Origin of the sequence: Streptomyces griseocarneus (assembly GCF_014655595.1) — a bacterium.
GTDB classification, from domain to species: Bacteria; Actinomycetota; Actinomycetes; order Streptomycetales; family Streptomycetaceae; genus Streptomyces; species Streptomyces griseocarneus.
In genome coordinates this window covers 249900-275706 of the sequence record NZ_BNBL01000004.1, presented here as the reverse complement: position 1 = coordinate 275706, position 25807 = coordinate 249900, and the positions used below count along the sequence as shown (strand labels likewise).

The window sequence follows — 25807 nt, the reverse complement described above, 5'->3', positions numbered from 1 at the left end:
TAAGAGACAGAGAACGCGAAAAGGCCGCTGCCGGTGCGTGAAGCACCGGCAGCGGCCTCGTACGAGAGCCCGGGCCGTCCGGGCGCGCGTCAGCCCGCGATCACCGCGTCCCAGGCCTCGCCCGCGGCCCGCAGGGCCCCGGCCGGGTCCGCGGCCGAAACGCCCAGCGCCCGCAGGCCCTCGCCGAACGCCGCCAGCGAGGCGAGGACGACCTCGCGGTCCGCGTCCAGGCCGTAGTGGTTGACGCGGATCATCTCCTTGGCCAGCGCGCCGGCCGCCGCCTGCACGGGCACCGAGGCGTCGGCCGCCAGAGCCGCCGCCACGACGTCCCGGGCGTCGATGCCGTCCGGGGCGCGCAGCGTCGTGGCCGCCGGGGCGGCGTCCTCGTCACGGATCACGTAGGGCGCCAGGGCGCCGAGCGCCCGTACGCCCGCGCGCGTCGCGGCAGAGGCGGCGCGGTGGCGGGCGATGACGCCGTCCAGGCCGTCGGCCTCGATGCGGTCGACGGCCTGCTCCAGCGCGAGCATCTCCAGCTGCGCGGGGGCGTGCGGCAGCGCGGTGCGCCCGCCGTCGATCCAGCGCTCCTTCCAGTCCAGGAGGGAGAGGTACGAGCGGCGGGGCGCCTGCTCATTGGCGGCGATGCGCTCCCAGGCGCGGGCGCTGACCGACACGGCCGACACCCCCGCCGGCCCCGCCATGGCCTTCTGACCGCCGATCACGCACAGGTCGACGCCCCACTCGTCCGTGAGCAGCGGCTCGGCGGCGACGGAGGCCACCGCGTCCAGCATCAGCAGCGCGCCGTGCTCGCGGACCACCGCGCCGATCTCGGCGACGGGGTTGGTGTTGCCGGTGGCCGCCTCGGCGTGGACGAGGCTGACGAAGTCGATGGCGGGGTGCGCGCGCAGCGCCTCGGCGACCTGGCCGGGGGTCACCGCGCCGCTGAAGGGCGCCGCGACCGTGACGACCTCGGCGCCGCAGGAGCGCAGCCAGCCGCCGAACGTCTCGCCGTACGGGCCGGTGATGATGTTGAGCGCGGTGCTGCCGGGCCGTACGGCCGAACGAATGCACGCCTCCAGCGGCAGCAGGGCCTCGCCCTGCATCGCGACCACGGTCTCGCGGGTGCGCATCAGCGCCGCGACCTTGTCCTCGATGCGGGCGAAGTGACCTGCGCCGAGGGGCGCCAGGTCGAGCAGGGCCGGTGCGGTGTTCGCAGTCACGGTGCCTTCCAGGTGGTATCGCGCCGCGTGTCCGGCGCCGCCAGTCTCCCGTCGACTCTACGTCCGCACCCCGACCCCGTCCGACAATCCGACTAGCGCCAGCCAGCTGCGTCGACGCCGCCCGGCACCGCCCCTCCCGCCTCGTAGGGCTCGCGGGTGAACACGAACGTGCCGATGTCCAGATGGCTCACCACCCCGCCCTCGCCCCGGACGACCGACAGGGTCTCCCCCGCGTAGTAGCCGTCGAGCCCGGTCCAGGTCCCGTCCGCCTCCGCGCGGAAGCGTGCCGCGCGCCCGCCGTCGCCCAGCGGCGTCAGCCGCAGCTCCCGGCCGCCGGCCAGGCGCAGCGCGAAGGGGGCGGCGCCCCAGTACCAGGGCCCGGTCAGCTCCAGCAGCTGCCGGTCCACCTCGCCCAGGGGGCGCCACGGCCCGGGAATGCGGGGCTCGCGCTCGGCGACCGTGCCCACGAGGTCCGCCGCGACGGCCGGGATGCCCAGCTGGGAGGTGGCGTTGCCGAGGACGACCGCCGCGACGCCGTCCTCGGCGCTGATCCACAGGGTTCCCACGAACCCCGGCATCGTGCCGACGTGGCCGTGCAGGAAGCGTCCGTTCCGCCAGGTCAGCAGGGTGCCCAGGCCATAGGCCGCCGTCCGGTCCGCGTCCTGCGGCTCGGTCCGCGGAGTGCGCATCTCCGCGAGCGACTCCGCCGAGAGCACCCGGTCGTCACCGTCCATCAGGAACGCAGCGAAGCGGCACAGATCGGCTGCCGTGGACCACAGCTGACCGGCCGGGGCCATCTTCCCGGTGTCCACGGCCGGTTCCGGGAGGAGCACGTCCGCCCAGGGGTGTACGGCCCAGCCCTGGGCGTGCGGCGCCCGGGGCTCGAGGGTCGTACGGTGCATGCCCAGCGGCTCGAGCACCTCCTGGCGCAGCACCTCGTACCACTCCCGCCCGCGCAGGCGCTCCACGAGGGCGCCCAGCAGCGCGTACCCGACGTTGGAGTAGTGGTGCAGGCGCCCCGGCGCGTGGCGCTGGGCGCGTTCGCCGAAGATGTCGGCGAGTTCGGGGCGCAGCGCGCCGTCCGTGCGCTCCCACCAGGGAGCGCCGGTCTCGGCGGCCAGCCCCGAGGTGTGCGACAGCAGCTGGGCGATGGTCGCGTCGCCGCCCTCGGGCGTTTCGAGGTACGCGCCGAGGCGGTCGTCGAGGTCGAGCAGCCCCTCGTCGCGCAGCCGCATCACCAGCACGGCGACGAACGTCTTGGTGATCGAACCGATCCGGTACTGCGTGTCCGCCCCCGGAGCGTCCCCGTCCACGGATCCCCACCCCGCCGACCACACCATGCGCCCGTCACGCATCACCGCACCCACCAGTGCGGGTGTGCGTCCCTCCACCTGGCCGGTGGCAAGGCGGTGCAGCAGGGCGCGGCGGGTGTCGGGCAGCAGTTCGTACGAGTCCGTCATGCCCGCACCCTAACCAGCCGGTGATCACGCGGCAGGCGGATTTCCGCGCGGCGCCGGGGACCACGGCCCGGCGGCGGATCAGGTCTGGGCCATGTCCACGAAGCGCGAGTAGTGACCCTGGAAGGCCACGGTGATCGTGGCCGTGGGGCCGTTACGGTGCTTGCCGACGATGATGTCCGCCTCGCCGGCGCGGGGGGACTCCTTCTCGTAGGCGTCCTCGCGGTGCAGCAGGATGACCATGTCGGCGTCCTGCTCGATGGAGCCGGACTCACGGAGGTCGGAGACCATCGGCTTCTTGTCCGTGCGCTGCTCGGGGCCACGGTTCAGCTGCGAGAGCGCGATGACCGGCAGCTCCAGCTCCTTGGCCAGCAGCTTGAGGTTTCGGGACATGTCCGAGACCTCCTGCTGGCGGCTCTCGGCGCGCTTGTTGCCGCCGGACTGCATCAGCTGGAGGTAGTCGATGATCACGAGCTTGAGGTCGGCGCGCTGCTTGAGGCGGCGGCACTTGGCCCGGATCTCCATCATCGACAGGTTGGGCGAGTCGTCGATGTAGAGCGGCGCGGCCGAGACGTCCGGCATGCGGCGGGCCAGCCGGGTCCAGTCGTCGTCGGTCATGGAGCCGGAGCGCATGTGGTGCAGGGCGACGCGGGCCTCGGCGGACAGCAGGCGCATCGCGATCTCGTTGCGGCCCATTTCGAGCGAGAAGATCACGCTCGGCAGGTTGTTCTTGATCGAGCAGGCGCGGGCGAAGTCCAGCGCGAGCGTGGACTTACCCATCGCGGGACGGGCGGCGATGACGATCATCTGGCCGGGGTGCAGGCCGTTCGTCAGGGCGTCCAGGTCGGTGAAGCCGGTGGGCACGCCCGACATCTGGCCGCTGCGCGAGCCGATGGCCTCGATCTCGTCGAGCGCGCCCTCCATGATGTCGCCGAGGGGGAGGTAGTCCTCGCTGGTGCGCTGTTCGGTGACGGCGTAGACCTCGGCCTGGGCCTTGTTGACGATGTCGTCGACGTCGCCGTCGGCCGCGTATCCCATCTGCGTGATGCGCGTGCCCGCCTCGACCAGGCGGCGCAGCACCGCGCGCTCGTGGACGATCTCGGCGTAGTACTCGGCGTTGGCCGCGGTCGGGACGGACTGGACCAGCGTGTGCAGGTACGCGGCGCCGCCGACGCGGGTGATCTCGCCGCGCTTGGTGAGCTCGGCGGCGATGGTGATCGGGTCGGCCGGCTCGCCCTTGGCGTAGAGGTCGAGGATGGCCTGGTAGATCGTCTCGTGCGCCGGGCGGTAGAAGTCGTGACCCTTGAGGACCTCGACGACGTCGGCGATGGCGTCCTTGGACAGCAGCATGCCGCCCAGGACGGACTGCTCGGCGTCGAGGTCCTGCGGAGGCACCCGCTCGAAGCCGGACCCGCCGCGGTCCCAGGAGCCGCCCTCGTCGCCACCGCGGTCGTGCTGCTCACCGCGGCCCTTGGCGTCGCCGCGACGGGAGCGGGGGAAGGGGAGCCGGTCGCCGGGGCCGCCGTCGCCCCAGGGGTCGTCCATGGGCTCGGGGATGCTCACCCGGGCCACCTCCTCCCGTCCGCGACGCGGACCTCGCCGTGCCACTCTTTCTTACGGCACGGCTCTGACAATTAGGACGCCCGACTCCGCTTCTTGCGCGTCGAGTTCGCGGTGAGTTCGTGTCGGTCCCGTAAGGTCCACGAGACGAAAACGGGGACGTGGACGGGATCGGGAACGGGCCGGGAACGGACGGCAGGCGCCGGTCCACGGTAGGGCCGCGGGCACCGTCAGCCAATCTGGTTATCCACAGGGCATGTGGATGAGCGGCCCCAGCCTGTGGAGAACTCCCCCCAACCTGTGCACGGTGCGGGGGAAAGCACTGTGGACAAACACACAATCGCCTCCGAGTCACCGTCCTGACCTGCGGTTTTGTCATCCACTGGCTGTTGAGGAGAAAAACTTTCCCGACCGGGCGGAGATCGCGACAAACGACGCAGAGAAGATCACACACATCGCGGACGGGTAAGGGTCGTAAGCTTGATGCACTGATTACCTGTGGAAGATTGGACGGCAGCGTGACCCAGGCCCCCACGCGCGAGCGGCGCAGTGCCCGCCATCACGACCGCGAGATCCTCGCGCTCGCCGTCCCCGCCTTCGGCGCACTCGTCGCGGAGCCCCTCTTCGTGATGGCCGACAGCGCCATCGTCGGCCACCTCGGCACCCCCCAGCTCGCCGGCTTCGGCATCGCCGCCCCGCTGCTCACCAGCGCCGTCGGGATCTTCGTCTTCCTCGCCTACGCCACCACCTCCGCCGTCGCCCGCCGGGTCGGCGCCGGCGACACCCGAGCCGCCATCCGGCAGGGCCTGGACGGCATATGGCTCGCGCTCATACTCGGCGCGGCGGTCGCGGCCGCCGCGCTCCCCACCGCCCCCGCGCTCGTCGACCTCTTCGGCGCCTCCCCGGCCGCCGCGCCGCACGCCGTCGACTACCTGCGGATCAGCGCCCTGGGCATCCCCGCCATGCTCGTCGTGCTCGCCGCCACCGGTGTGCTGCGGGGCCTGCAGGACACCCACACCCCGCTCTACGTGGCCGTCGGCGGCTTCGCTGCCAACGGCGCGCTGAACCTCGCCCTCGTCTACGGCGCCGGCCTGGGCATCGCCGGCTCCGCCTGGGGCACCGTCATCGCCCAGTGGGCCATGGCCGCCGTCTACCTCACCGTCGTCGTACGGGGAGCCCGGCGGCACGGCGCCTCGCTACGGCCCGACGCCGCCGGCATCCGGGCCTGCGCCCAGGTCGGCGTGCCGCTGCTGGTCCGTACGCTCTCGCTGCGCGCCGTGATGCTGATCGCCACGGCGGTCGCCGCCCGCCTCGGTGACGCGGACATCGCCGCGCACCAGATCGTGCTCACCCTGTGGAGCCTGCTGGCCTTCGCCCTGGACGCCATCGCGATAGCGGGGCAGGCGATCATAGGGCGCTGTCTGGGGGCCGGCGACGCGGAAGGGGCCCGGGCGGCCTGCCGCCGCATGGTGCAGTGGGGCATCGCCTCGGGCCTGCTGCTGGGGCTGCTGGTGGTGGCGGCGCGGCCGGTGTTCACCCCGCTGTTCACCTCCGACCCGGCCGTACGGGACGCGCTCCTGCCGACCCTGCTGGTCGTGGCCCTGGGCCAGCCGGTGGCGGGCGTGGTGTTCGTCCTGGACGGGGTGCTGATGGGCGCGGGCGACGGGCCGTACCTCGCCTGGGCGATGCTGGTGGTCCTGGCGGTCTTCGCGCCCGCAGCGGTGCTCGTCGTGGGCCTCGGCGGCGGCCTGACGGCGCTGTGGTGGGCGATGACGCTGATGATGACGGCCCGGCTGGCCACCCTGTGGCTGCGCGCCCGCTCCGGGCGCTGGCTGGTGACGGGAGCCGTACGCGCCTGAGGGAGCCGTACGCACCTGAGCCGTACGCGCCTGAGAGCCCGCCCACGGGGCCGGAGCGGGCGCGCGAGCGGCGCGGTCGGCCGGTTGCCGCTGGGCGGCCCGGAAACGGCGGAAGGGCCCGCACCCCGAGGGGTGCGGGCCCTTCCTTCAGGCTGTGCCTGATCGCAGCCGTCAGGCGGCGATGACCTCGATGCCGAGCTTGGCAACGACGTCGGCGTGCAGACGCACGGACACCTGGTGGGCGCCCAGGGTCTTGATGGGCGAGCCCAGCTCGACGCGGCGCTTGTCGACCTCGGGACCACCGGAAGCCTTGATCGCGGAAGCGACGTCGGCCTGGGTCACGGAGCCGAACAGGCGGCCGGCCTCGCCGGCGCGGACGCCGAGGCGGACCTTGACGCCCTCGAGCTGGCCCTTGACCTCGTTGGCCTGCTCGATCGTGGCGATCTCGCGGATCTTGCGAGCGCGACGGATCTGCGCGACGTCCTTCTCGCCACCCTTGGTCCAGCGGATCGCGAAACCGCGCGGGACCAGGTAGTTGCGAGCGTAGCCGTCCTTGACGTCGACGACGTCACCGGCAATGCCGAGGCCGGAGACCTCGTGGGTGAGGATGATCTTCATTAGTTGGTCACCCTTCCCTTATCGCGCGGACGAGGTGTAGGGCAGCAGCGCCATCTCACGGCTGTTCTTCACGGCCGTGGCGACGTCACGCTGGTGCTGGGTGCAGTTGCCGGTCACGCGACGGGCACGGATCTTGCCGCGGTCGGAAATGAACTTCCGCAGCATGTTCGTGTCCTTGTAGTCCACGTAAGCGGTCTTGTCCTTGCAGAACGCGCAGACCTTCTTCTTAGGCTTGCGCGGGGGCGGCTTCGCCATTGTCTCTCTCCTGTGAATCAAGAAGTTTTGTGCTGTCGCCCTCGGGCCGCCAGGCGGCCCGGGCCCGTCGGAACGGGCTTAGAAGGGCGGCTCGTCCGAGTAGCCGCCGCCGGAGTTGCCGGAGCCGCCGCCCCAGCCGCCTCCGCCGCCGCCCTGCTGGCCGCCGGACGGAGCGCCGGTGGCCCAGGGGTCGTCGGCGGGAGCCCCGCCGCCGCTCTGCTGGCCGCCGCCGGGACCGGAGCCCCAGCCGCCGCCACCCTGGCCACCACCACTGCCGCCGCCATAGCCACCCTGGCCACCGCGACCCGCGGTCTTGGTGACCTTCGCCGTGGCGTTCTTCAGGCTGGCACCGACCTCTTCGACGTCGAGCTCGTAGACCGTGCGCTTGACGCCCTCACGGTCCTCGTAGGACCGCTGCTTCAGCCGACCCTGCACGATGACGCGCATGCCTCGCTGAAGCGACTCGGCGACGTTCTCCGCCGCCTGCCGCCACACCGAGCACGTGAGGAAGAGGCTCTCGCCGTCCTTCCACTCGTTGGTCTGGCGGTCGAAAGTGCGGGGAGTGGACGCGACGCGGAACTTCGCGACCGCCGCACCGGACGGGGTGAAGCGCAGCTCGGGGTCGTCGACGAGATTGCCGACGACCGTGATGACGGTCTCGCCTGCCATGGATGAACCTCTCGGCGGGTGTGCTGCTGGCTGCTTGCTACTCGTTGCGATGCAGCCCGATTACCTCTGAACCGCTGGGGTTCAGTGGGTCTCGGGACGGAGGACCTTGGTCCGGAGGACCGACTCGTTCAGGTTCATCTGGCGGTCGAGCTCCTTGACGACCGCAGGCTCGGCCTGCAGGTCGATGACCGAGTAGATGCCCTCGGGCTTCTTCTTGATCTCGTACGACAGACGACGACGGCCCCAGGTGTCGACCTTCTCGACCTTTCCGTTGCCCTCACGGACGACGGAGAGGAAGTTCTCGATCAGCGGGGAGACAGCGCGCTCCTCGAGATCGGGGTCGAGGATGACCATCACCTCGTAGTGACGCATGTGGAACCCACCTCCTTTGGACTCAGCGGCCACGGTCGATCCGTGGCAGGAGGGTCGTGATGCGTGAACAACGGTATCGGCGGACACTGACAATCAGCGGAAAGTCCCTGGGTTGCCCCTGGGACCGAAGCTGGGTCCGGGCAGACACCGGTGCAGACCGTACAGAGTACCCGCACACGGGCGCCGGGTTGAAATCGGTCCTCCGGGCCCCGCAATCTGGACGCATCGTGTGTGACCGGCGCAACACCGCGCTCGCCATCTGGAGGTGGCCCCATGACACAGGCGGTTCGGCAGACCCATGGATCCCGCGGTCTGCTCGCGGTCCTCAACAGCGACGGAAGGCCCCATCCCGTCGAGAACACCCTCGCCGCCGTGACGGTCGTCCTGGGTGCGCTCTCCGCCATCTCCTCCCTGTGGACCGGGCTGCACCTGCTCACCTCCTGGAGCGGGCTGGTGGGCATCCTCACCGGGGCCTGGGGGCAGTTCATCTCCGTCACCACCGGCGAGCGATTCCTGCTGATCGTCGGACTTGGAGCGTCCGCTTTGGGCTTCTTTCTGGGCATGGCGCACGGGGGGCTCTTCGGGGGTGTGATCGGATAGCGGGCCGTACGCCCAATCGGGGCGCTCCCCTGTCGCAGTAGGCTTCGGCGCGAGAGCCGGAGCCCCGACCCTGGGGACACACCTGCCGAGGAGCGCCCCGCATGAGCCACCTGACCCTGAGGACAATCAGCCGAGAGCAGCATCTGGCGTACATCCAGAGCCTGCCCGCGGCCAGTCACATGCAGGTGCCGGGGTGGGCTGATGTGAAGTCCGAGTGGCGCTCGGAGAACCTGGGCTGGTTCGACAAGTCCGGCCAGATGGTGGGCGCCGGCCTGGTGCTCTACCGCCAGCTGCCCAAGATCAAGCGATACCTGGCCTACCTGCCCGAGGGCCCGGTCATCAACTGGTTCTCGCCGAACCTGAAGGACTGGCTGGAGCCGATGCTGGCGCACCTCAAGCAGCAGGGCGCCTTCTCCGTGAAGATGGGCCCGCCCGTCGTCATCCGCCGCTGGGACGCGAACGCCATCAAGACCGGCATCGCCGACCCCGACGTCAAGCGCCTGCGCGACGTCGAGGCCACCTTCATCGAGCCCCGCGCCTTCGAGGTCTCCGACCAGCTGCGCCGCATGGGCTGGCAGCAGGGCGAGGAGGAGGGCGCCGGCTTCGGTGACGTCCAGCCCCGCTACGTCTTCCAGGTGCCGCTGGAGAACCGTTCCCTGGAGGACGTCCACAAGGGCTTCAACCAGCTGTGGCGCCGCAACATCAAGAAGGCCGAGAAGGCCGGCGTCGAGGTCGTCCAGGGCGGCTACGAGGACCTGGCCACCTGGCAGCACCTGTACGAGATCACGGCCGAGCGCGACAAGTTCCGCCCGCGCCCGCTGAGCTACTTCCAGCGCATGTGGACCGCCCTCAACTCCGAGGACCCCAACCGCATGCGGCTGTACTTCGCCGTGCACGAGGGCGAGGCCGTCGCCGCCGCGACCATGCTGATCGTCGGCGGGCACGTCTGGTACTCCTACGGCGCCTCGGCCAACCACAAGCGCGAGGTCCGGCCGTCGAACGCCATGCAGTGGCGGATGCTGCGCGACGCCTACGCGCTGGGCGCCAGCGTCTACGACCTGCGGGGCATCGGCGACTCGCTCGACGAGAACGACCACCTCTTCGGCCTCATCCAGTTCAAGGTCGGCACCGGCGGCCAGGCGGCGGAGTACCTCGGCGAGTGGGACTTCCCGCTCAACAAGCTGCTGCACAAGGCTCTCGACATGTACATGTCGCGCCGCTGATCCTTCCGTCCGCCCGTGGAGCGACTCCGCCGGGCACACGACCACGTCACTTCGCAGCCAAAGGGAAAGGTTCCGGGACCGGCCATGGCGCTCACGCTCTACGTCGACACCGCGCGTTGGCGGGCACACCAGCAGTCCGTGATCCAGCAGTTTCCGGGGATCGTCCCGGTCTGCAAGGGCAACGGCTACGGCTTCGGCCACGAGCGGCTCGCCGAAGAGGTGACGCGCTGGGGAGCCGACACCCTCGCGGTGGGCACCACCTACGAAGCGGCCCGTATGAAGGACTACTTCGGCGGTGACCTGCTGGTGCTGACGCCGTTCCGGCTCGGCGAGGAGCCGGTGCCGCTGCCGGACCGGGCCATCCGCTCGGTCTCCTCGGTGGAGGGCGTGCGCGGCCTGGTGGGCGCGCGCGTCGTCATCGAGGTCATGAGCAGCATGAAGCGGCACGGCATCAGCGAGGAGGACCTGCCCAAGCTGCACGCGGCCATCGAGGACGTGCGCCTGGAGGGCTTCGCGATACACCTGCCGCTGGACCGCGCCGACGGCACCACCGGCGTCGACGAGATCAGCGCGTGGATGGAGCGGCTGCGCAACGCCCACCTGCCGCTGCACACCATGTTCGTCAGCCACCTCAAGGCCGACGAACTGCGCGAGCTGCAGCAGCGGTTCCCCCAGACCCGCTTCCGCGCCCGCATCGGCACCCGGCTGTGGCTGGGCGACCACGACGCCACCCACTACCGCGGCGCGGTGCTGGACGTCACGCCCGTCTCCAAGGGCGACCGCTTCGGCTACCGCCAGCAGAAGGCGGCCGGTGACGGCTACCTCGTCGTGGTGGCCGGCGGCACCTCGCACGGCGTCGGGCTGGAGGCTCCCAAGGCGCTGCACGGCATGATGCCGCGCGCCAAGGGCGTCGCCCGCGCGGGTCTGGCGACCATGAACCGCAACCTGTCGCCCTTCGTCTGGGCCGGCAAGCAGCGCTGGTTCGCGGAGCCCCCGCACATGCAGGTCTCCATCCTCTTCGTGCCGAACGACGCCCCGGCCCCCCAGGTCGGAGACGAGCTGGTGGCCCATCTGCGGCACACCACCACGCAGTTCGACCGCATTCTCGATCACTGATCCCACCCCCGTGGTTCGGGGCGGGGAGCCGCCGGCCCTACAGGTCGCGGCTCCCTGTGCCCCACTGGACGCGTGCCGTCCGGGAGGACTCCGCGTGCCGCTCGCGGCGCGCGGGGCCCAGGACGAATATGTCGGGAGCCCCGTCCAGGACTCCCCCGGACGGATCGTCCGAGCCGTCGCGCCGTACGACGTCCCGCTCGGGCATCAGGATGTCCCGCACCACCAGCGCGCACAGGTACAGCGTGCCCAGCAGGTGCACGATGATCGCGAGTTGGTAGCCCTCCGGCGGCAGGCCCTGGTGCTTGTCGCCGCTGCCCGTGTACGCCAGGTAGAACCAGATGCCCAGGTAGTACATGACCTCGCAGGCCTGCCAGATCAGGAAGTCACGCCACTTCGGGCGGGCCAGCGCGGCCAGCGGCACCAGCCACAGCACGTACTGCGGCGAGTAGACCTTGTTGACCAGGATGAACAGCGCCACCACCAGGAAGGTCAGCTGCGCGAAGCGCGGCCGCCGGGGCGCGCACAGGCCGAGGGCTCCTATGCCCAGGCAGCCCAGGATCATCAGCAGCGTCGCGTAGTCGTTGGCGTCGTTCAGCGGGTCACCGGTGCGCTGCGAGATGAAGAGCCAGATGGACCCGAAGTCCACCGGCCGGTCCTGGCTGAAGGTGTAGAACTTCGCCCAGCCCGCCCGGATGTGGAACCCGTCGGCGTCGTGCGTGAACATGACCGGCAGGTTCACCACCAGCCACGCTCCGGCGGATGCGGCAGCGGCGGCGAGGAACGCCCGCGGCCGGCCCGCCCGCCAGCACAGCACCAGCAGCGGCCCCAGCAGCAGCGCCGGGTACAGCTTCGCCGCGGCCGCCAGGCCGATCAGCACCCCGGCCGCGACCGCCCGGCCGCGTGACCACATCAGCATCGCGGCGGCGGTGAGGGCCACCGCGAACAGGTCCCAGTTGATGGTGGCCGTCAGCGCGAAGGCCGGGGCCAGGGCGATCAGCAGCGCGTCCCAGGGCCGGCGCCGGTGCGTACGGGCCGCGCACACCACGATGACGGCCGTACAGGCGAGCAGCATCCCGGCGTTGATGAACCAGTACATCCGCTCGCGGTCCTGGATGGTGCCGCCACCCGGCGTGAGCAGCGCCGCGACCTCCATGAACAGCCCCGTGAGGACCGGGTACTCCAGATAGTCCATGCCGCCCGAGAGCGACTGCGGGATGCGGTCGAAGTACGGCAGCAGCCCCTGGTCGAAGCCGCGTCCGCTGTACAGGTGCGGGATGTCGGAGTAGCAGGCGTGGGTGTACTGCGTGGTGGCGCCGAAGAACCAGCCGTGGTCGTAGCACGGCAGCTTCTGCACCATGCCCAGCGCGAACATCCCGATGGCCACCAGCGCGATCACCCGCACCGGCGTCCACCAGTGCACGCCGAGCAGCGCCCGCCGCCCCACCGGCCCGCCGATGAGCTCGCTGCCGGCGGCGGCCACCTCGTCCTCGACGGTGGGCCGTACAAGCTGGTCGTCCCGCGCGCTCCTCATGCCCACATCCTGCCGTACCCGTCCGTGACCCGGCGGAACCTGTGGACAACTCGAGGGCCGCCCCGCGCGAACGCGGGACGGCCCTCGAAAAGACCTGCTCAGCAGGGGTCCGACGGATTCATCGGATGATCAGCCGCCGGGGCCGCCGAACAGTCCTCCGTCCGGCTGGCGCCCGGTCGGATCCGGTGACGGCGATTCCCCGCCGCCGCCCGCGCCGCTGCTGGTGCCACCGTGCTTCCCTCCGCTGCCGCCGCTGCCGCCCGGCTTGCACTTGGGGTCGAACGGGCTGCAGGACTGCTTCGGGGAGGGCGAGCGGGACGGGTGCTTGGACGGCGAGGACGACGCCGACGGGGACGGCATGGCCGACGGCGACGTCGACGGCATCGGGCTGGGGGAGGGGCTGGCGCCGTCCCCGTAGACCTTCTCGCCGATCGCCTGCGGCGCGTCGAACTGCAGGACGGGCTGTCCCTTGAGCGCCTTGCCCATGTAGTCGGCCCAGATCTCCGCCGGGAACGACGCACCGTGAATGGTGGGCTTGCCGCCCACACCGCGCATCGACAGGAACTCCTGCTTCTTGGCGTTGGGGTCCACGCGGTACATGCCGATCGCCGTCGACAGCTGCGGGGTGTAGCCCGCGAACCAGGCCGAGCGGTTGCCGTCGGTCGTACCCGTCTTGCCCGCCGCGGGGCGGTCGCCGAGCTTCGCCGCGGTGCCGGTGCCCGACTCCACGACGGTCTTCAGCACGTCGGTGACGTTGTTGGCCACGTTCGAGTCGAAGGCCTGGGCGCTCTTCTTCTCGTGCTCGTAGGCCGACCGGCCGTTCTTCTCGACCTTCTCGACCGAGTAGGGGTCGGTCTGCTTGCCGTTGGCCGCGAACGTGCCGTACGCGCCCGCCAGGCGGATCGCGCTGGGCGCGGAGGTGCCGAGCGAGAAGGTGGGCGTCAGCGAGGACAGCTGGTCCTTGTCCAGGCCCGCCTTGAGGGCGGCCTCCTGCACCAGGTCGGTGCCGACGTCCATACCCAGCTGGATGAAGGGCGTGTTGACCGAGAACTGCATGGCGGTCCGCAGGCTGACCAGGCCCTTGTCCTCGTCACCGTCGTTCGGCTGGCGCCACTCCCCGCCGTTCTGGTCGTGCCAGACCCGGCCGTTGTACTCCCGCAGGGTCAGCTTGTTGTTGCCGTTGTAGACGCTCTCCGGCGAGACGATCGTGCGCTGGCTGTCGCTCTGCTGCGGGCCGAGGCCCGGGTTGCGCTTGCCGTGCGTCATCGCGGCGGCCAGGACGAAGGGCTTGAAGGTCGAGCCCACCTGCACACCGGTGTAGTCGGAGTTGTTGGTGAAGTGCTCCAGAGCGTTCTCGCCGCCGTAGATGGCGACGATCTTGCCGGTCTTGGGCTCCACCGACGCCCCGCCGAACTGCACGAACTGGTCGACGTCGCGCACCTTGGGCTTGATGTTCGCCTTGCGCACCTCCTCGACCGACTTGGCCAGCGCGTTGACCTTGTCCCGGTCGAAGGTGGTGTAGATCTGGTAGCCGCCCTTGTCCAGCTCCGCCTTGCTGAGCCGGGAGTGGGCCACGATGTAGTTGTCGGCGAGGTCGGTCAGGTAACCGATCTGCCCGGCCCGGTTGGTCGCCGGCTTCGGCTTCTGGACCTTCGGGAAGCCCTGCGCGACCCACTTGTCGCGCTCGAGACCCTGCATGCGGCCGACCTGGACCTCACGGTCCAGCGTCCACTTCCAGCGGTCGGTGGCCCGCTTGGTGTTCTTCTCGGGCGTGGCCGCCGGGCCCTGGCCACCGTACGGGTCGTAGAGGTTCGGACCGTTCAGCGTGGCCGACAGGAACGCGCTCTCGCTGGGCGTCAGGTCGGCGCAGTCCTTGTCGAAGTACGCCCGCGCCGCTGCCTGGATGCCGTAGGCGCCGCGCCCGTAGTAGGCGGTGTTGAGATAGCCCGCCAGGATGAACTTCTTGTCCTTGGTGGCACCCACCTTCACCGAGATGAGCAGCTCGGTGGCCTTGCGCTTGAGCGTCTGCTCCTGGCTGAGGTAGGTGTTCTTCACGAACTGCTGCGTGATGGTCGAGCCGCTCTGCGTCTCACCGCCCTGCGCCATCTTCACGACGGCGCGCGCGATGCCCATCGGGTCGACGCCCCAGTCCTTCTCGAAGCTGGCGTTCTCCGCGGAGATCACCGCGTTCTGCATCGACAGGGGGATCTGGGCGATCGGCACGATCTGCCGGTTGAGGCTGCCACCGCCGGCGACGACCATCTGTTTGCCGTCGGCCCAGTAATAAACGTTCTTCTGGACGACCGATGCCTTCTGCGCGCTGGGCACCTGCACCAGCGCCAGGGCCACGCCGACGATGCCGACGACCAGGCCGGCCATGGTGACGACCATGCCCGCCATGAGCTTCCAGGACGGGATCCAGCGCCGCGCCCCGGTCTTGCCCGCGCGCGGATAGTCGATGAAGCGCTTGACGGGGGGGCGTCCGCCGTCCCTGCGGCCCCGCCCCGCGTCCGGGGAGCGTCTGCGCCCGCCGGCGGCATCGCCGCGCTGGGGCACGTCGCGCGCGCCCGTCCGGCCGGCTGACCGGGAATCCTCTCCTCGGCCGCGCCCCGGACCGGCGGCATTGCTGGGTGGTGCGGTGCGACGGCCGGACGTCGGCGGCTGGGCCGCACGTCGGCCCGCGGCCCGTCCCCCGCCCTGAGGCGGCGGCGGCTTGCGGCGGTGCTCGCTCATCGAACGATTACTCCTCGGGCAGGCGCTATCGCCTGACAGCGGCAGGTGGCTTGCATTCCCCCCGATGTGCGATCCGGCTGTCCCCCTGAGCGACGAACCGCACTGCATACGGGACGAGGACGTCTGACGACGTCACCCGGTTCCCGTTGGTCTGCATGGCGCACAGACTACGCACGGCCAAATCCCGCCCACTGCGGATGTTCACTCCAAATCAGGCCTGTTGTGTCCCACGAATCGGTGACTGTGACCTCGTTCACCGTGCCCCCTCTTGTCGCGGCAGGACGCTCGTTCTATCGTCTGGATGTATCGAGTCGATACATCAGCTCGGCACATCAGCCCGACACATCAAGTCGGCATAAGGGACCAATAAGGATTAGGGATCACAAGGACTAGGCTGTGGGGGACAAGGAGGCGAAACATGAGCAGACGCTCCGGCATCCTCGAGTTCGCCGTCCTCGGCCTGCTCCGCGAGTCCCCGATGCACGGCTACGAGCTGCGGAAACGCCTGAACACCTCCCTCGGGGTGTTCCGTGCGTTCAGCTACGGCACCCTCTACCCCTGCCTGAAGTCCCTTGTGGCGAGCGGCTGGCTGGTCGAGGAGCCCGGGAGCGCTCCGGAAGACGCCCGGGCGGCGTCGCTGGCCGGACGGCGGGCGAAGATTGTCTACCGCCTGACGGCAGAGGGCAAGGAGCACTTCGAGGAGCTGCTCGCCCACACCGGTCCGGACACGTGGGAGGACGAGCACTTCGCCGCCCGCTTCGCGTTCTTCGGACAGACCTCGCGGGATGTCCGGATGCGGGTGCTGGAAGGCCGCCGCAGCCGGCTGGAGGAGCGTCTGGAGAAGATGCGCGCCTCCCTCGCCCGCACCCGGGAGCGGCTGGACGACTACACCCTCGAACTTCAGCGACACGGCATGGAGTCCGTGGAGCGAGAGGTCCGCTGGCTGAACGAGCTGATCGAGAGCGAGCGGGCCGGGCGTGACAAGCGCAACGGCCCGGACCAGTGAGCCCTGCACTCCGCAGGGCTTCGTCGAGTACAAACAGGGAGCAACCGGAATGGGTTCGGTTCGCGTAGCGATCGTCGGTGTGGGCAACTGCGCCGCCTCGCTGGTGCAGGGCGTCGAGTACTACAAGGACGCCGACCCGAACGGCCGCGTGCCGGGTCTGATGCACGTGCAGTTCGGCGACTACCACGTGCGTGACGTCGAGTTCGTCGCTGCCTTCGACGTGGACGCGAAGAAGGTCGGCCTCGACCTCGCGGACGCCATCGGTGCCAGCGAGAACAACACCATCAAGATCTGCGACGTTCCGCAGTCCGGTGTCACGGTCCAGCGCGGCCACACCCTCGACGGCCTGGGCAAGTACTACCGCCAGACCATCGAGGAGTCCGCCGAGGCCCCCGTCGACGTCGTCCAGATCCTCAAGGACAAGCAGGTCGACGTCCTGGTCTGCTACCTGCCGGTGGGTTCCGAGGACGCCGCCAAGTACTACGCGCAGTGCGCCATCGACGCCAAGGTCGCCTTCGTCAACGCCCTCCCGGTCTTCATCGCCGGCACCAAGGAGTGGGCGGACAAGTTCACCGAGGCCGGCGTCCCGATCGTCGGCGACGACATCAAGTCGCAGGTCGGCGCCACCATCACGCACCGCGTCATGGCCAAGCTCTTCGAGGACCGGGGCGTCATCCTGGACCGCACGATGCAGCTGAACGTCGGCGGCAACATGGACTTCAAGAACATGCTCGAGCGCGAGCGCCTGGAGTCCAAGAAGATCTCCAAGACGCAGGCCGTCACCTCCCAGATCCCCGACCGCGACATGGGCGAGAAGAACGTCCACATCGGTCCGTCGGACTACGTGGCCTGGCTGGACGACCGCAAGTGGGCGTACGTCCGCCTCGAGGGCCGCGCCTTCGGCGACGTCCCGCTGAACCTGGAGTACAAGCTCGAGGTCTGGGACTCCCCGAACTCCGCCGGTGTCATCATCGACGCCGTGCGCGCCGCGAAGATCGCCAAGGACCGCGGCGTCGGTGGCCCGATCCTCTCCGCCTCCTCGTACTTCATGAAGTCGCCGCCGGTGCAGTACTTCGACGACGAGGCCCGCGAGAACGTCGAGAAGTTCATCAAGGGCGAGGTCGAGCGCTGAGCGTCCACGCCACGCGCCAGCTCGCCTGATCACAGGCCCCCGGGTAATACACCCGGGGGCCTGTGTGTTGTGTGAGGCTGGGGAGTATGCCTGTTGTGCGTGATCTTCGCGTCCTGCTCCATCTGCGCGATTTCCGCCGTCTGCTGGCAGTCCGGCTGCTCTCCCAGGCAGCCGACGGGGTCTACCAGGTCGCGCTCGCCGCCTACGTCGTCTTCTCCCCCGAGAAACAGACCTCCCCCGCCGCCATCGCCTCCGCCATGGCCGTCCTGCTCCTGCCCTACTCCCTGCTCGGGCCCTTCGCCGGCGTCCTGCTCGACCGCTGGAGCCGCCGTCAGGTGCTGCTGTACGGCAACCTGCTGAGGGCCGCCCTGGCCACCGGGACCGCGCTGCTCGTCGTCGGCCGGGTCCCCGACTGGCTCTTCTACGCCTCCGCGCTGTCGGTGACCGCTGCCAACCGCTTCGTCCTCGCCGGGCTCTCGGCCGCCCTGCCCCGCGTCGTCGACTCCCCCGAGCGCCTGGTGATGGCCAACTCCCTCTCCCCGACCGCCGGCACCCTCGCCGCCACCGCGGGCGGCGGGGTCGCCTTCGCGGTGAGCCTCGCCGGGTCCGGGGGCGCCGCGGCCGACGCCTGGGTCGTCCTGCTCGGGGCCGCGCTGTACCTGTGCGCCGGCCTGTGCGCGCTGCGCATGCCGGCCGGGCTTCTGGGACCGGACGCCGCCGTGACCCGGACACGACTGCGCACCGCCCTGGCGCTCACCCTCCACGGCCTGGCCGACGGACTGCGCCACCTGGCCGAACGCCGCCTGGCGGCGGGCGCGCTGGCGGCGATGACGCTCATGCGCTTCTGCTACGGCGCGCTGACGGTCACCGTGCTGACGCTCTGCCGCTACGCCTGGTCCGACAACGAATCCGACGGGCTGGCCCTGCTCGGCTACGCCGTCGCCGTCTCGGGCGCGGGATTCTTCGCCGCGGCCCTCCTCACGCCCTGGGCGGTCTCCCGGCTGGGCCGGCTGGGCTGGATGACCGCCTGCGCCGCGGCCGCGGCGGTTCTCGAACCCGCCCTCGGCCTCCCCTTCACCCCGGCCCCCATGCTCGTCGCGGCGTTCATCCTGGGCATCGTCACCCAGGGCGCCAAGATCACGACCGACACGGTGGTCCAGTCCTCGGTCGACGACGCCTTCCGGGGCCGGGTCTTCTCGCTCTACGACGTCCTGTTCAACGTCGCCTTCGTGGGCGCCGCGGCGACCGCCTCGCTGATGCTGCCGCCGGACGGCCGGTCGTCCGTACTGATCGTCGCGGTGGGCGTGATCTATGCGGCGATTGCCGCCGCTATGGCCGGATTCCGGCGTCGGTAAGTGTCACATCAAGGCCACAGGATCGCTGTGAGCTGCAGAAATGTCATGGACACCGGATAACTTACGGGCTGCGTTCGCCGACCGGATCTCGCCATGCCGAAGGACTTCCCCGTGACCACTCCGCCGCCCCAGCCCAACCCGTACGCCCCGCAGGGCGGCCACCCCTACGGTCAGCAGCCGCCGGCTCCGTACGGCCAGCAGCCCGGCCCGTACGGTCAGCAGCCCCCGGCGCCGCCCTACGGCCAGGCGCCCGCCGCCCCCTACGGCCAGCCCGGCGGCTTCCCGGGGGCGCCGGTGCCGCCGCCGGCCCCGCGTCCGCGCCGCTCGGTCGTCAAGATCCTCCGGAACATCGTGCTGCCGATCCTGGGCCTCATCGTGGCCGGGGCCGCGTGGATCTTCGGCAAGGACGACGTCAAGACGCTGTCGGTCGGCCAGTGCCTGGAGAACACCGGGTCCAGCTACAAGCCGAACATCGAGCAGCGCGACTGCTCGGCCTCCAACGCCACCCACAAGGTGCTGAAGAAGGTCAAGGGCACGTCCTCCGCCTACACGGCGTGCGAGAACGTGGAAGGCACCGTCGCGGCGGTGACCTGGAAGGAGCGCAGCGACTCCTTCGTGCTCTGCCTGGCGAAGAACAAGTAGCGCTTCACCACCCCACGGCATGCGGCGAGGGCCGGTGTTTCACGTGAAACACCGGCCCTCGCTCTGTCCGCACCGGGCGATGTTTCACGTGAAACATGCCCGGAAGCGTCATCAGCCCTGCTGGGTCGCCCACCACTCCTTGAGCGCGGCGACGGCGGCTTCCCGCTCCATCGGTCCGTGCTCCAGGCGCAGCTCCAGCATGTGCCGGTAGGCCTTGCCGATCTCCGGGCCCGGGCCGATGGCCAGGATCTCCATGATCTCGTTGCCGTCCAGGTCGGGCCGGATCGCGTCCAGCTCCTCCTGCTCCTGCAGCCGCGCGATGCGCTCCTCGAGCCCGTCGTAGGCGCGGGAGAGCGCGTTGGCCTTGCGCTTGTTGCGGGTCGTGCAGTCGGAGCGGGTGAGCTTGTGCAGCCGGTCCAGCAGCGGGCCGGAGTCGCGCACATAGCGGCGCACGGCCGAGTCGGTCCACTCGCCGGTGCCGTAGCCGTGGAAGCGCAGGTGCAGCTCGACCAGCTTCGAGACGTCCTTGACCAGGTCATTGGAGTACTTGAGCTTGGTCATCCGCGCCTTGGTCATCTTGGCGCCCACCACCTCGTGGTGGTGGAAGGAGACGCGGCCGTCCTTCTCGAAGCGCCGCGTCTTCGGCTTGCCGATGTCGTGCAGCAGGGCCGCGAGCCTCAGCACCAGGTCCGGGCCGTTCTCCTCCAGGTCCATGGCCTGCTCGAGAACGGTCAGGGTGTGCTCGTAGACGTCCTTGTGCCGGTGGTGCTCGTCCCGCTCCAGGCGCAGGGCGGGCAGCTCCGGCAGGACCAGACGGGCGAGGCCGGTGTCGACGAGGAGCTTGAGGCCCTCACGGGGGTGGCTGGAGAGGATCAGCTTGTTCAGCTCGTCCCGGACCCGCTCGGCCGAGACGATCTCCAGGCGGTCGGCCATCTCGGTCATCGCGGTGACGACCTCGGGGGCGACCGTGAAGTCCAGCTGCGCGGCGAAGCGCGCGGCGCGCATCATGCGCAGCGGGTCGTCCGAGAAGGACTCCTCGGGGGTGCCGGGCGTGCGCAGCACGCGCGCGGCCAGGTCCTCGAGGCCGTTGTGCGGGTCGATGAACTCCTTCTCCGGCAGCGCGACGGCCATCGCGTTGACGGTGAAGTCACGGCGGACCAGGTCCTGCTCGATGGAGTCGCCGTAGGAGACCTCCGGCTTCCGCGAGGTCCGGTCATACGCTTCCGACCGGTATGTCGTGACCTCAATATCAAAGTCTGATTTGCGGCAGCCCACCGTGCCGAAGGCGATGCCCACCTCCCAGACCGCGTCCGCCCACGGACGGACGATCTTCAGCACGTCCTCCGGTCGGGCGTCCGTGGTGAAGTCCAGGTCATTGCCGAGACGGCCGAGCAGCGCATCCCGCACCGAGCCGCCGACCAGGGCAAGCGTGAACCCGGCCTCCTGGAATCGGCGGGCGAGGTCGTCGGCTACGGGGGACACCCGCAGAAGCTCGCTCACGGCACGGCGCTGCACCTGGCTGAGCTCGTTCGTCGACGGCGGGGTATGGCTGTCATTGTTGGCGTTCGGCACAACAGAAGAGGGTACGTGTCCGCGCGCGCGGGGGCCTCCTCGTTGTGAGGCGCCCCTCAGTGGCCTGCGCAAAGCAGGCGCAGCCCGGACAACGGCCCCTGGGGGCGATCTTGTAGCGCGGTCCGCAGCACTTCGTCACAGCGGGCCTCGTTACCATTCACGGACGCACCATCCGACGACCACTGACGACGACGAGGGACGGGCGAACGCGTGGCCGAGGCGGCAGAGGTCCAGGAGGCCTTCGAGGGGACAGCGCCCGCTCCTGCCTGCCGGTGGTTCCGGCACATCGCGACATTGCTCGCGGGGGTGCTGCTGTTCCTGGGCCTGGTGGAGCTGCCGACGGCTCCCGACGCGCACGCGGAGCCCTCCGGCTCGCGCACGGTGTCGGTCGCGGTGAACTCGCTGGCCCCGGTCGCGCCCAAGCAGGACGACACGCTCACGATCTCGGGCACGGTCACCAACAACGGCAAGTCGACGATCACCGGCGCCCATGTGGACCTGCGGGTGGGCCCGCAGATCAACACGCGCAGCGACATCGACGACATCGGCGACCGCAGCGGCTTCTCCCCGGGCACCGACGGCTCCGAGGTGGGCGGCAACCACTCCCAGAAGCTCCAGCCGCTGGCTCCCGGCATCAGCCGTGACTTCACCCTGTCCGTCCCGGTCAAGGACCTGAACCTCGGCAAGGACGGCGTCTACCAGCTCGGCGTCACCCTCTCGGGCCAGGCCGACGGCCAGTCGTACGAGCGCGTGCTCGGCATCCGCCGGACGCTGCTGCCCTGGCAGCCGTCCGGGACCGACGGCAAGAAGACCCAGCTGACGATGCTGTGGCCGCTGATCTCCGCCACCCACCTCACGGCCCGCACGGAGTCCGACCAGCAGCAGACGCCGATCTTCCCCAACGACGACCTGGCGGCCGAGCTGGCCCCCGGCGGCCGGCTCCAGCAGCTCGTGGCGCTGGGCAAGGGCCTGCCGATCACCTGGGTCATCGACCCCGACCTGCTCGCGACGGTCGAGGCGATGACCAAGAGCTACCGGGTGGGCGGCCCCAGCGGCCAGAACGTCCCCGGAAAGGGCCAGGCGGTCGCCAAGCAGTGGCTCTTCCAGCTCCAGGACGCGGTCAAGGACCACCAGGTCGTGGCGCTGCCGTTCGGCGATCCCGACCTGGCCTCGCTCGCCCACCACGGCAAGGACGTCTCGGGCTCCCTGAGCCACCTGCAGTCCGCCACGGAGCTCGCCTCGACCACCGTGGACACGATCCTCGGCGTGAAGCCCCGCACGGACTTCGCCTGGCCCGTCGACGGCGCGGTCGACTCCTCGATCGTGGACGTAGCCACGTCCGCCGGCGCCCACAACGTGATCGCCCGCAGCGACAGCCTCCGCGAGGCCGGCAGCTCTCCCTACGCGCCCACCGCGGCCCGGCAGATCGGCGGCGGCAACACGGCGATCGTCGCCGACGCCCGGCTGTCCACCGCCTTCGAGGGCGAGATGATCAAGGCCGACGACTCCGCGCTCGCCGTGCAGCGGTTCCTCGCCCAGAGCCTCATGGTCAACAAGCAGGCTCCGGAGAACGAGCGCAGCATCGTCGTGGCCCCCCAGCGCATGCCCACGACGAGCCAGGCGCAGGCCATGGCGACCGCGCTCAAGGGCCTGTCCGACGGGCGCTGGACCCAGCCCCTGGACCTCGGGGACGCGGCCAGGGCCAAGCCCGACCCCGCCGCCAACCAGCAGGTTCCCGGCTCCGGCGGCTACCCGGAGGGGCTGCGCGACCAGGAGCTGTCGACCGAGGCGTTCGAGGCGATCCAGCGGACGCAGAGCACTCTGGACAGCTTCAAGGTGATCCTCACCTCCCAGGACCGGGTGGTCACCCCCTTCGGCAGCGCGATCATGCGGGAGATGTCCACGTCGTGGCGCGGCAACCCCCGGGGTGCCGCGGAGTTCCGCGACGCCGTCCAGTCCTACCTGGACCAGCTCACGCGCCAGGTGCACCTGATCAAGAAGTCGGACGCGACGCTCTCCGGACGCAGCGCGACGATCCCGGTGACCGTCCAGAACGGCCTGCTCCAGGGCGTGCGCGGGCTCAGGCTCGTCCTCACCTCCAGCCAGCCGAACCGCCTCAAGATCGACGACGAGTCGCAGCAGATCCACGTCGAGGGCGGCCGCAGCCAGTCGGTGAAGTTCGAGACCCGGGCCAACGCCAACGGTCCGGTCCAGGTGACGGCCCGGCTCTACTCCGACGACGGCCAGCCGTACGGCGAGCCGATCATGTTCACTGTGCATGTCACGTCCATCACCCCTATGGTGCTGCTGGTCATCGCCGGTGGCGTCCTCCTCCTCGTCCTCGCGGGGCTTCGTATCTACCTCCAGCGCAAGCGGGCCGCGGCCCGTAAAGCCGCAGGTGGCGAGCCGGGCGGCGAAAACGGGGGAGACTCGGGCGACGACGGCGGATCCGGCGACGGCGAGCCCGAGCAGCCGGGTGATCCGGAGGCGGGAACCGGAGCGCGAAACGGGGACCCGTCCGGCTCAGGTGAGAAAGTGGAACGTTGACGTGTTGTGGGGCCAAGCGGCCGCGGACGATGAGGTGGGGTAGCGATGAGCGCGCCGTACGACGGTGACCGCGGTCAGGGCATGGGCGGTGAGCAGCGGGATCAGTACCCGCCGGCTCCGCCTGCCCCGGTCCCTCCCGCGCCGGCCCCCGGTCCGGGAGGCCCGGCGCACCAGGGCCCGTACGCCCGGGATCCCTACCTCCGGGACGCCTACGCGTCGGACCCCTACCCCGGCCACGCCCCGTCCGCACAGGATCCGGTGACCGACCCGCTGTACGACCGGACCGCGCCCCCGCCGGCCCCGGGCGGCTACCAGCAGCCCTCCGCGCCCGCGTACGCCTCCGACGACCGGATGTGGGACCGGCCACAGCCCCCGCAGCCCCCGGCGCCGGGACGCCCGTACGCCGACGACGCCGCGGCGACCCAGGTCATGGGCCTCAGCGGCCTCGTGGGCCAGGGCACGCCCGCCGACGGCCCCCAGCAGCGCGATGCCTTCGCGCACCTCTACCGCGACCAGCAGCAGCCGTACGAGCCCCAGCGCCCGTCCGGCCGGCAGGTGCCGCCGCCTCCGGGCCAGATGGTGCCCCCGCCGATGCAGCCGCCGGCCGCCGAGCCCGGTCCGGAGCCGGAGCCCGCGACCGCTCCGGCGGCGAAGGGCGGCGGCCGTGCCGCGAGCCTGATGAAGTCGAGCGCGCTGATGGCAGCGGGCACGATGGTCTCGCGCATCCTGGGCTTCGGCCGGAACCTCGTCATGGCGGCGGCGGTGGGCGTCGGCGCGCTCAACGACGACTACCAGGTCGCCAACGTCCTGCCGACGATGATCTACATCCTGGTGGGAGGCGGCGCGCTCAACGCCGTGTTCATCCCCCAGCTGGTGCGTTCGATGAAGAACGACGAGGACGGCGGCGAGGCGTACGCCAACCGGCTCCTCACGCTCGTCGTCGTGCTGCTCGCGGGCGTCACCACCGTCTGTGTCCTGGGAGCCCCGTTCTTCATCCAGGCGATGTCGCCGACCATCGCCTCCGACCCGGACCGGATGGACGTGGCGGTGGCGTTCGCGCGCTACTGCCTGCCCACGATGTTCTTCATGGGCGTCCACGTCGTCCTGGGTCAGATCCTCAACGCGCGCGGCAAGTTCGGCGCGATGATGTGGACCCCGGTCCTCAACAACATCGTCATCATCGCCACCTTCGGCTCCTTCATCTGGGCCTTCGGTCCCTTCTCCAGCAGCCAGGTCAACGCCTCGAGCATCACGCCCGAAGGCGTGCGCCTGCTCGGCATCGGCACGCTGCTGGGCCTGACCGTCCAGGCCCTGGCGATGCTCCCCTACCTGCGCGACGCCGGCTTCCGGATCCGCCCCCGCTTCGACTGGCGCGGCCAGGGCCTGGGCAAGGCCGCCGGGCTCGCCAAGTGGACGTTCTTCTTCGTCCTCGCCAACCAGCTCAGCATGGTCGTCGTCACCCAGCTCGCCACCAAGGCCGGCGCGCTGGCCGAAAAGGGCCACCACACGGGTACGGGCATCGCCGCCTACAACTTCGCGCTGCAGCTCTGGCAGATGCCGCAGGCCATCATCACCGTCTCGGTGATGACCGCCGTCCTGCCCCGCATCTCGCGCGCCGCCCACGACGGGGACGTCTCGGCCGTCCGTGACGACCTCTCGCACGGGCTGCGGACCTCGGCCGTCGCGATCGTGCCCTGCGCCTTCGCCTTCCTCGCCCTCGGCGTCCCCATGGCGACGCTGATGTTCTCCGGCGGCTCGGGCACAGAGGGCGCCACCAACATCGGCTTCATCCTCATGGCCTTCGGCCTCGGCCTGATCCCGTACTCCGCGCAGTACGTGATCCTGCGAGGCTTCTACGCCTACGAGGACACCCGCACTCCCTTCTACAACACCCTGATCGTCGCGGCCGTCTTCGCGGCGGCCTCCGTCCTCAGCTACGTGGTGCTCCCCGCCCGCTGGGCCGTCGCCGGCATGGCCGCCTCCTACGGACTGGGCTACGTCGTCGGCGTCGGCGTCGCCTGGCGCCGGCTGCGCAGCCGTCTCGGCGGCGATCTGGACGGCGCGCGCGTCGTCCGCACCTACACCCGCCTGATCGGTGCGTGCGTCCCCGCCGCCCTGATCGGTGGAGCCGTCGCTTACGGAATCGGTCAGGTTCTGGGCAACGGTGTCCCCGGATCGCTCGCCGCCCTGGCAGGCGGTGGACTGATCCTGATCGCCGTCTTCTACATCGCCGCAAAGCGGATGCGGATCGAGGAGCTGACCGCCATGGTCGGTATGGTTCGCGGTCGACTCGGTCGCTGACCGAGCACAACCATCGCCCGCCGGAGTGTGTCGTGCATTACG

The 25807-nt window shown here is 70.4% G+C and carries 20 protein-coding genes; 10 read left to right on the top strand and 10 right to left on the bottom strand.

Annotation, left to right across the window (positions count from 1 at the left end; translation table 11 throughout):
- Positions 1-89: 89 nt before the first annotated feature.
- The 3 genes from IE295_RS12740 to dnaB all read right to left on the bottom strand — a co-directional run bounded on the left by IE295_RS12740 (position 90) and on the right by dnaB (position 4237).
- A complete protein-coding gene (locus IE295_RS12740) occupies positions 90-1217 on the bottom strand; it encodes a pyridoxal-phosphate-dependent aminotransferase family protein (RefSeq protein ID WP_190063705.1) in 1128 nt (375 codons plus the stop codon).
- A gap of 92 nt (positions 1218-1309) precedes the next feature.
- Positions 1310-2677, bottom strand: coding sequence for a serine hydrolase domain-containing protein (locus tag IE295_RS12735; RefSeq protein WP_190063704.1), 1368 nt, complete (start codon positions 2675-2677; stop codon positions 1310-1312).
- Positions 2678-2755: 78 nt separating this feature from the next.
- On the bottom strand, positions 2756-4237 hold the full coding sequence (gene dnaB, locus IE295_RS12730) for a replicative DNA helicase (RefSeq protein WP_190063703.1): 1482 nt from the start codon (positions 4235-4237) through the stop codon (positions 2756-2758).
- Between the two features lie 515 nt (positions 4238-4752).
- Here dnaB and IE295_RS12725 point away from each other — a divergent pair.
- Positions 4753-6093: an MATE family efflux transporter gene (locus tag IE295_RS12725; RefSeq protein ID WP_190063702.1), complete on the top strand. Its 1341-nt coding sequence runs from the start codon at positions 4753-4755 to the stop codon at positions 6091-6093.
- A 171-nt stretch (positions 6094-6264) separates the two neighbouring features.
- On the opposite strand, the gene rplI is transcribed toward IE295_RS12725, so the two are convergent.
- The 4 genes from rplI to rpsF all read right to left on the bottom strand — a co-directional run bounded on the left by rplI (position 6265) and on the right by rpsF (position 8007).
- Positions 6265-6711 (bottom strand): 50S ribosomal protein L9, encoded by a 447-nt coding sequence (gene rplI, locus IE295_RS12720; RefSeq protein WP_190063701.1) that lies wholly within the window; start codon positions 6709-6711, stop codon positions 6265-6267.
- Between the two features lie 18 nt (positions 6712-6729).
- On the bottom strand, positions 6730-6966 hold the full coding sequence (gene rpsR / locus IE295_RS12715; RefSeq protein ID WP_004950692.1) for a 30S ribosomal protein S18: 237 nt from the start codon (positions 6964-6966) through the stop codon (positions 6730-6732).
- Positions 6967-7044: 78 nt separating this feature from the next.
- On the bottom strand, positions 7045-7635 hold the full coding sequence (locus IE295_RS12710; RefSeq protein WP_190063700.1) for a single-stranded DNA-binding protein: 591 nt from the start codon (positions 7633-7635) through the stop codon (positions 7045-7047).
- An 81-nt stretch (positions 7636-7716) separates the two neighbouring features.
- Entirely contained in the window at positions 7717-8007 is a 291-nt protein-coding gene (gene rpsF, locus IE295_RS12705) for a 30S ribosomal protein S6 (protein WP_006604399.1), read from the bottom strand.
- Positions 8008-8280: 273 nt separating this feature from the next.
- Between rpsF and IE295_RS12700 the strand changes: the two genes are divergently transcribed.
- The 3 genes from IE295_RS12700 (at position 8281) to IE295_RS12690 (ending at position 10946) form a co-directional block, all read left to right on the top strand.
- Complete coding sequence (locus IE295_RS12700) at positions 8281-8607, top strand: hypothetical protein (protein ID WP_190063699.1); 327 nt, start codon at positions 8281-8283, stop codon at positions 8605-8607.
- Between the two features lie 101 nt (positions 8608-8708).
- Entirely contained in the window at positions 8709-9830 is a 1122-nt protein-coding gene (locus IE295_RS12695; RefSeq protein ID WP_190063698.1) for a lipid II:glycine glycyltransferase FemX, read from the top strand.
- Positions 9831-9914: 84 nt separating this feature from the next.
- Positions 9915-10946 carry an alanine racemase gene (locus IE295_RS12690; protein ID WP_190063697.1) on the top strand — a complete coding sequence of 344 codons (1032 nt, stop codon included), beginning with the start codon at positions 9915-9917 and terminating at the stop codon, positions 10944-10946.
- 37 nt (positions 10947-10983) lie between these two features.
- On the opposite strand, the gene IE295_RS12685 is transcribed toward IE295_RS12690, so the two are convergent.
- Positions 10984-12477 (bottom strand): glycosyltransferase family 87 protein, encoded by a 1494-nt coding sequence (locus IE295_RS12685; protein ID WP_190063696.1) that lies wholly within the window; start codon positions 12475-12477, stop codon positions 10984-10986.
- 129 nt (positions 12478-12606) lie between these two features.
- The gene (locus IE295_RS12680; protein WP_190063695.1) at positions 12607-15210 is read right to left on the bottom strand and encodes a transglycosylase domain-containing protein; all 2604 of its coding nucleotides are present in this window, start codon (positions 15208-15210) and stop codon (positions 12607-12609) included.
- Positions 15211-15628: 418 nt separating this feature from the next.
- On the opposite strand from IE295_RS12680, the gene IE295_RS12675 reads away from it, so the two are divergent.
- The 4 genes from IE295_RS12675 (at position 15629) to IE295_RS12660 (ending at position 19345) form a co-directional block, all read left to right on the top strand.
- Entirely contained in the window at positions 15629-16216 is a 588-nt protein-coding gene (locus tag IE295_RS12675; RefSeq protein WP_190063694.1) for a PadR family transcriptional regulator, read from the top strand.
- 49 nt (positions 16217-16265) lie between these two features.
- A complete protein-coding gene (locus tag IE295_RS12670; RefSeq protein ID WP_190063693.1) occupies positions 16266-17348 on the top strand; it encodes an inositol-3-phosphate synthase in 1083 nt (360 codons plus the stop codon).
- 86 nt (positions 17349-17434) lie between these two features.
- The gene (locus IE295_RS12665) at positions 17435-18703 is read left to right on the top strand and encodes an MFS transporter (protein ID WP_190063692.1); all 1269 of its coding nucleotides are present in this window, start codon (positions 17435-17437) and stop codon (positions 18701-18703) included.
- A gap of 111 nt (positions 18704-18814) precedes the next feature.
- The gene (locus IE295_RS12660) at positions 18815-19345 is read left to right on the top strand and encodes an LppU/SCO3897 family protein (protein WP_190063691.1); all 531 of its coding nucleotides are present in this window, start codon (positions 18815-18817) and stop codon (positions 19343-19345) included.
- A 111-nt stretch (positions 19346-19456) separates the two neighbouring features.
- On the opposite strand, the gene IE295_RS12655 is transcribed toward IE295_RS12660, so the two are convergent.
- A complete protein-coding gene (locus IE295_RS12655) occupies positions 19457-20917 on the bottom strand; it encodes a CCA tRNA nucleotidyltransferase (RefSeq protein ID WP_190063690.1) in 1461 nt (486 codons plus the stop codon).
- Positions 20918-21127: 210 nt separating this feature from the next.
- Here IE295_RS12655 and IE295_RS12650 point away from each other — a divergent pair, with 210 nt between their 5' ends.
- Together IE295_RS12650 and murJ are read left to right on the top strand one after the other, a co-directional pair.
- Complete coding sequence (locus IE295_RS12650; RefSeq protein WP_190063689.1) at positions 21128-23464, top strand: DUF6049 family protein; 2337 nt, start codon at positions 21128-21130, stop codon at positions 23462-23464.
- Between the two features lie 45 nt (positions 23465-23509).
- The gene (gene murJ / locus IE295_RS12645; RefSeq protein WP_190063688.1) at positions 23510-25765 is read left to right on the top strand and encodes a murein biosynthesis integral membrane protein MurJ; all 2256 of its coding nucleotides are present in this window, start codon (positions 23510-23512) and stop codon (positions 25763-25765) included.
- The last annotated feature ends 42 nt before the right edge of the window (positions 25766-25807 follow it).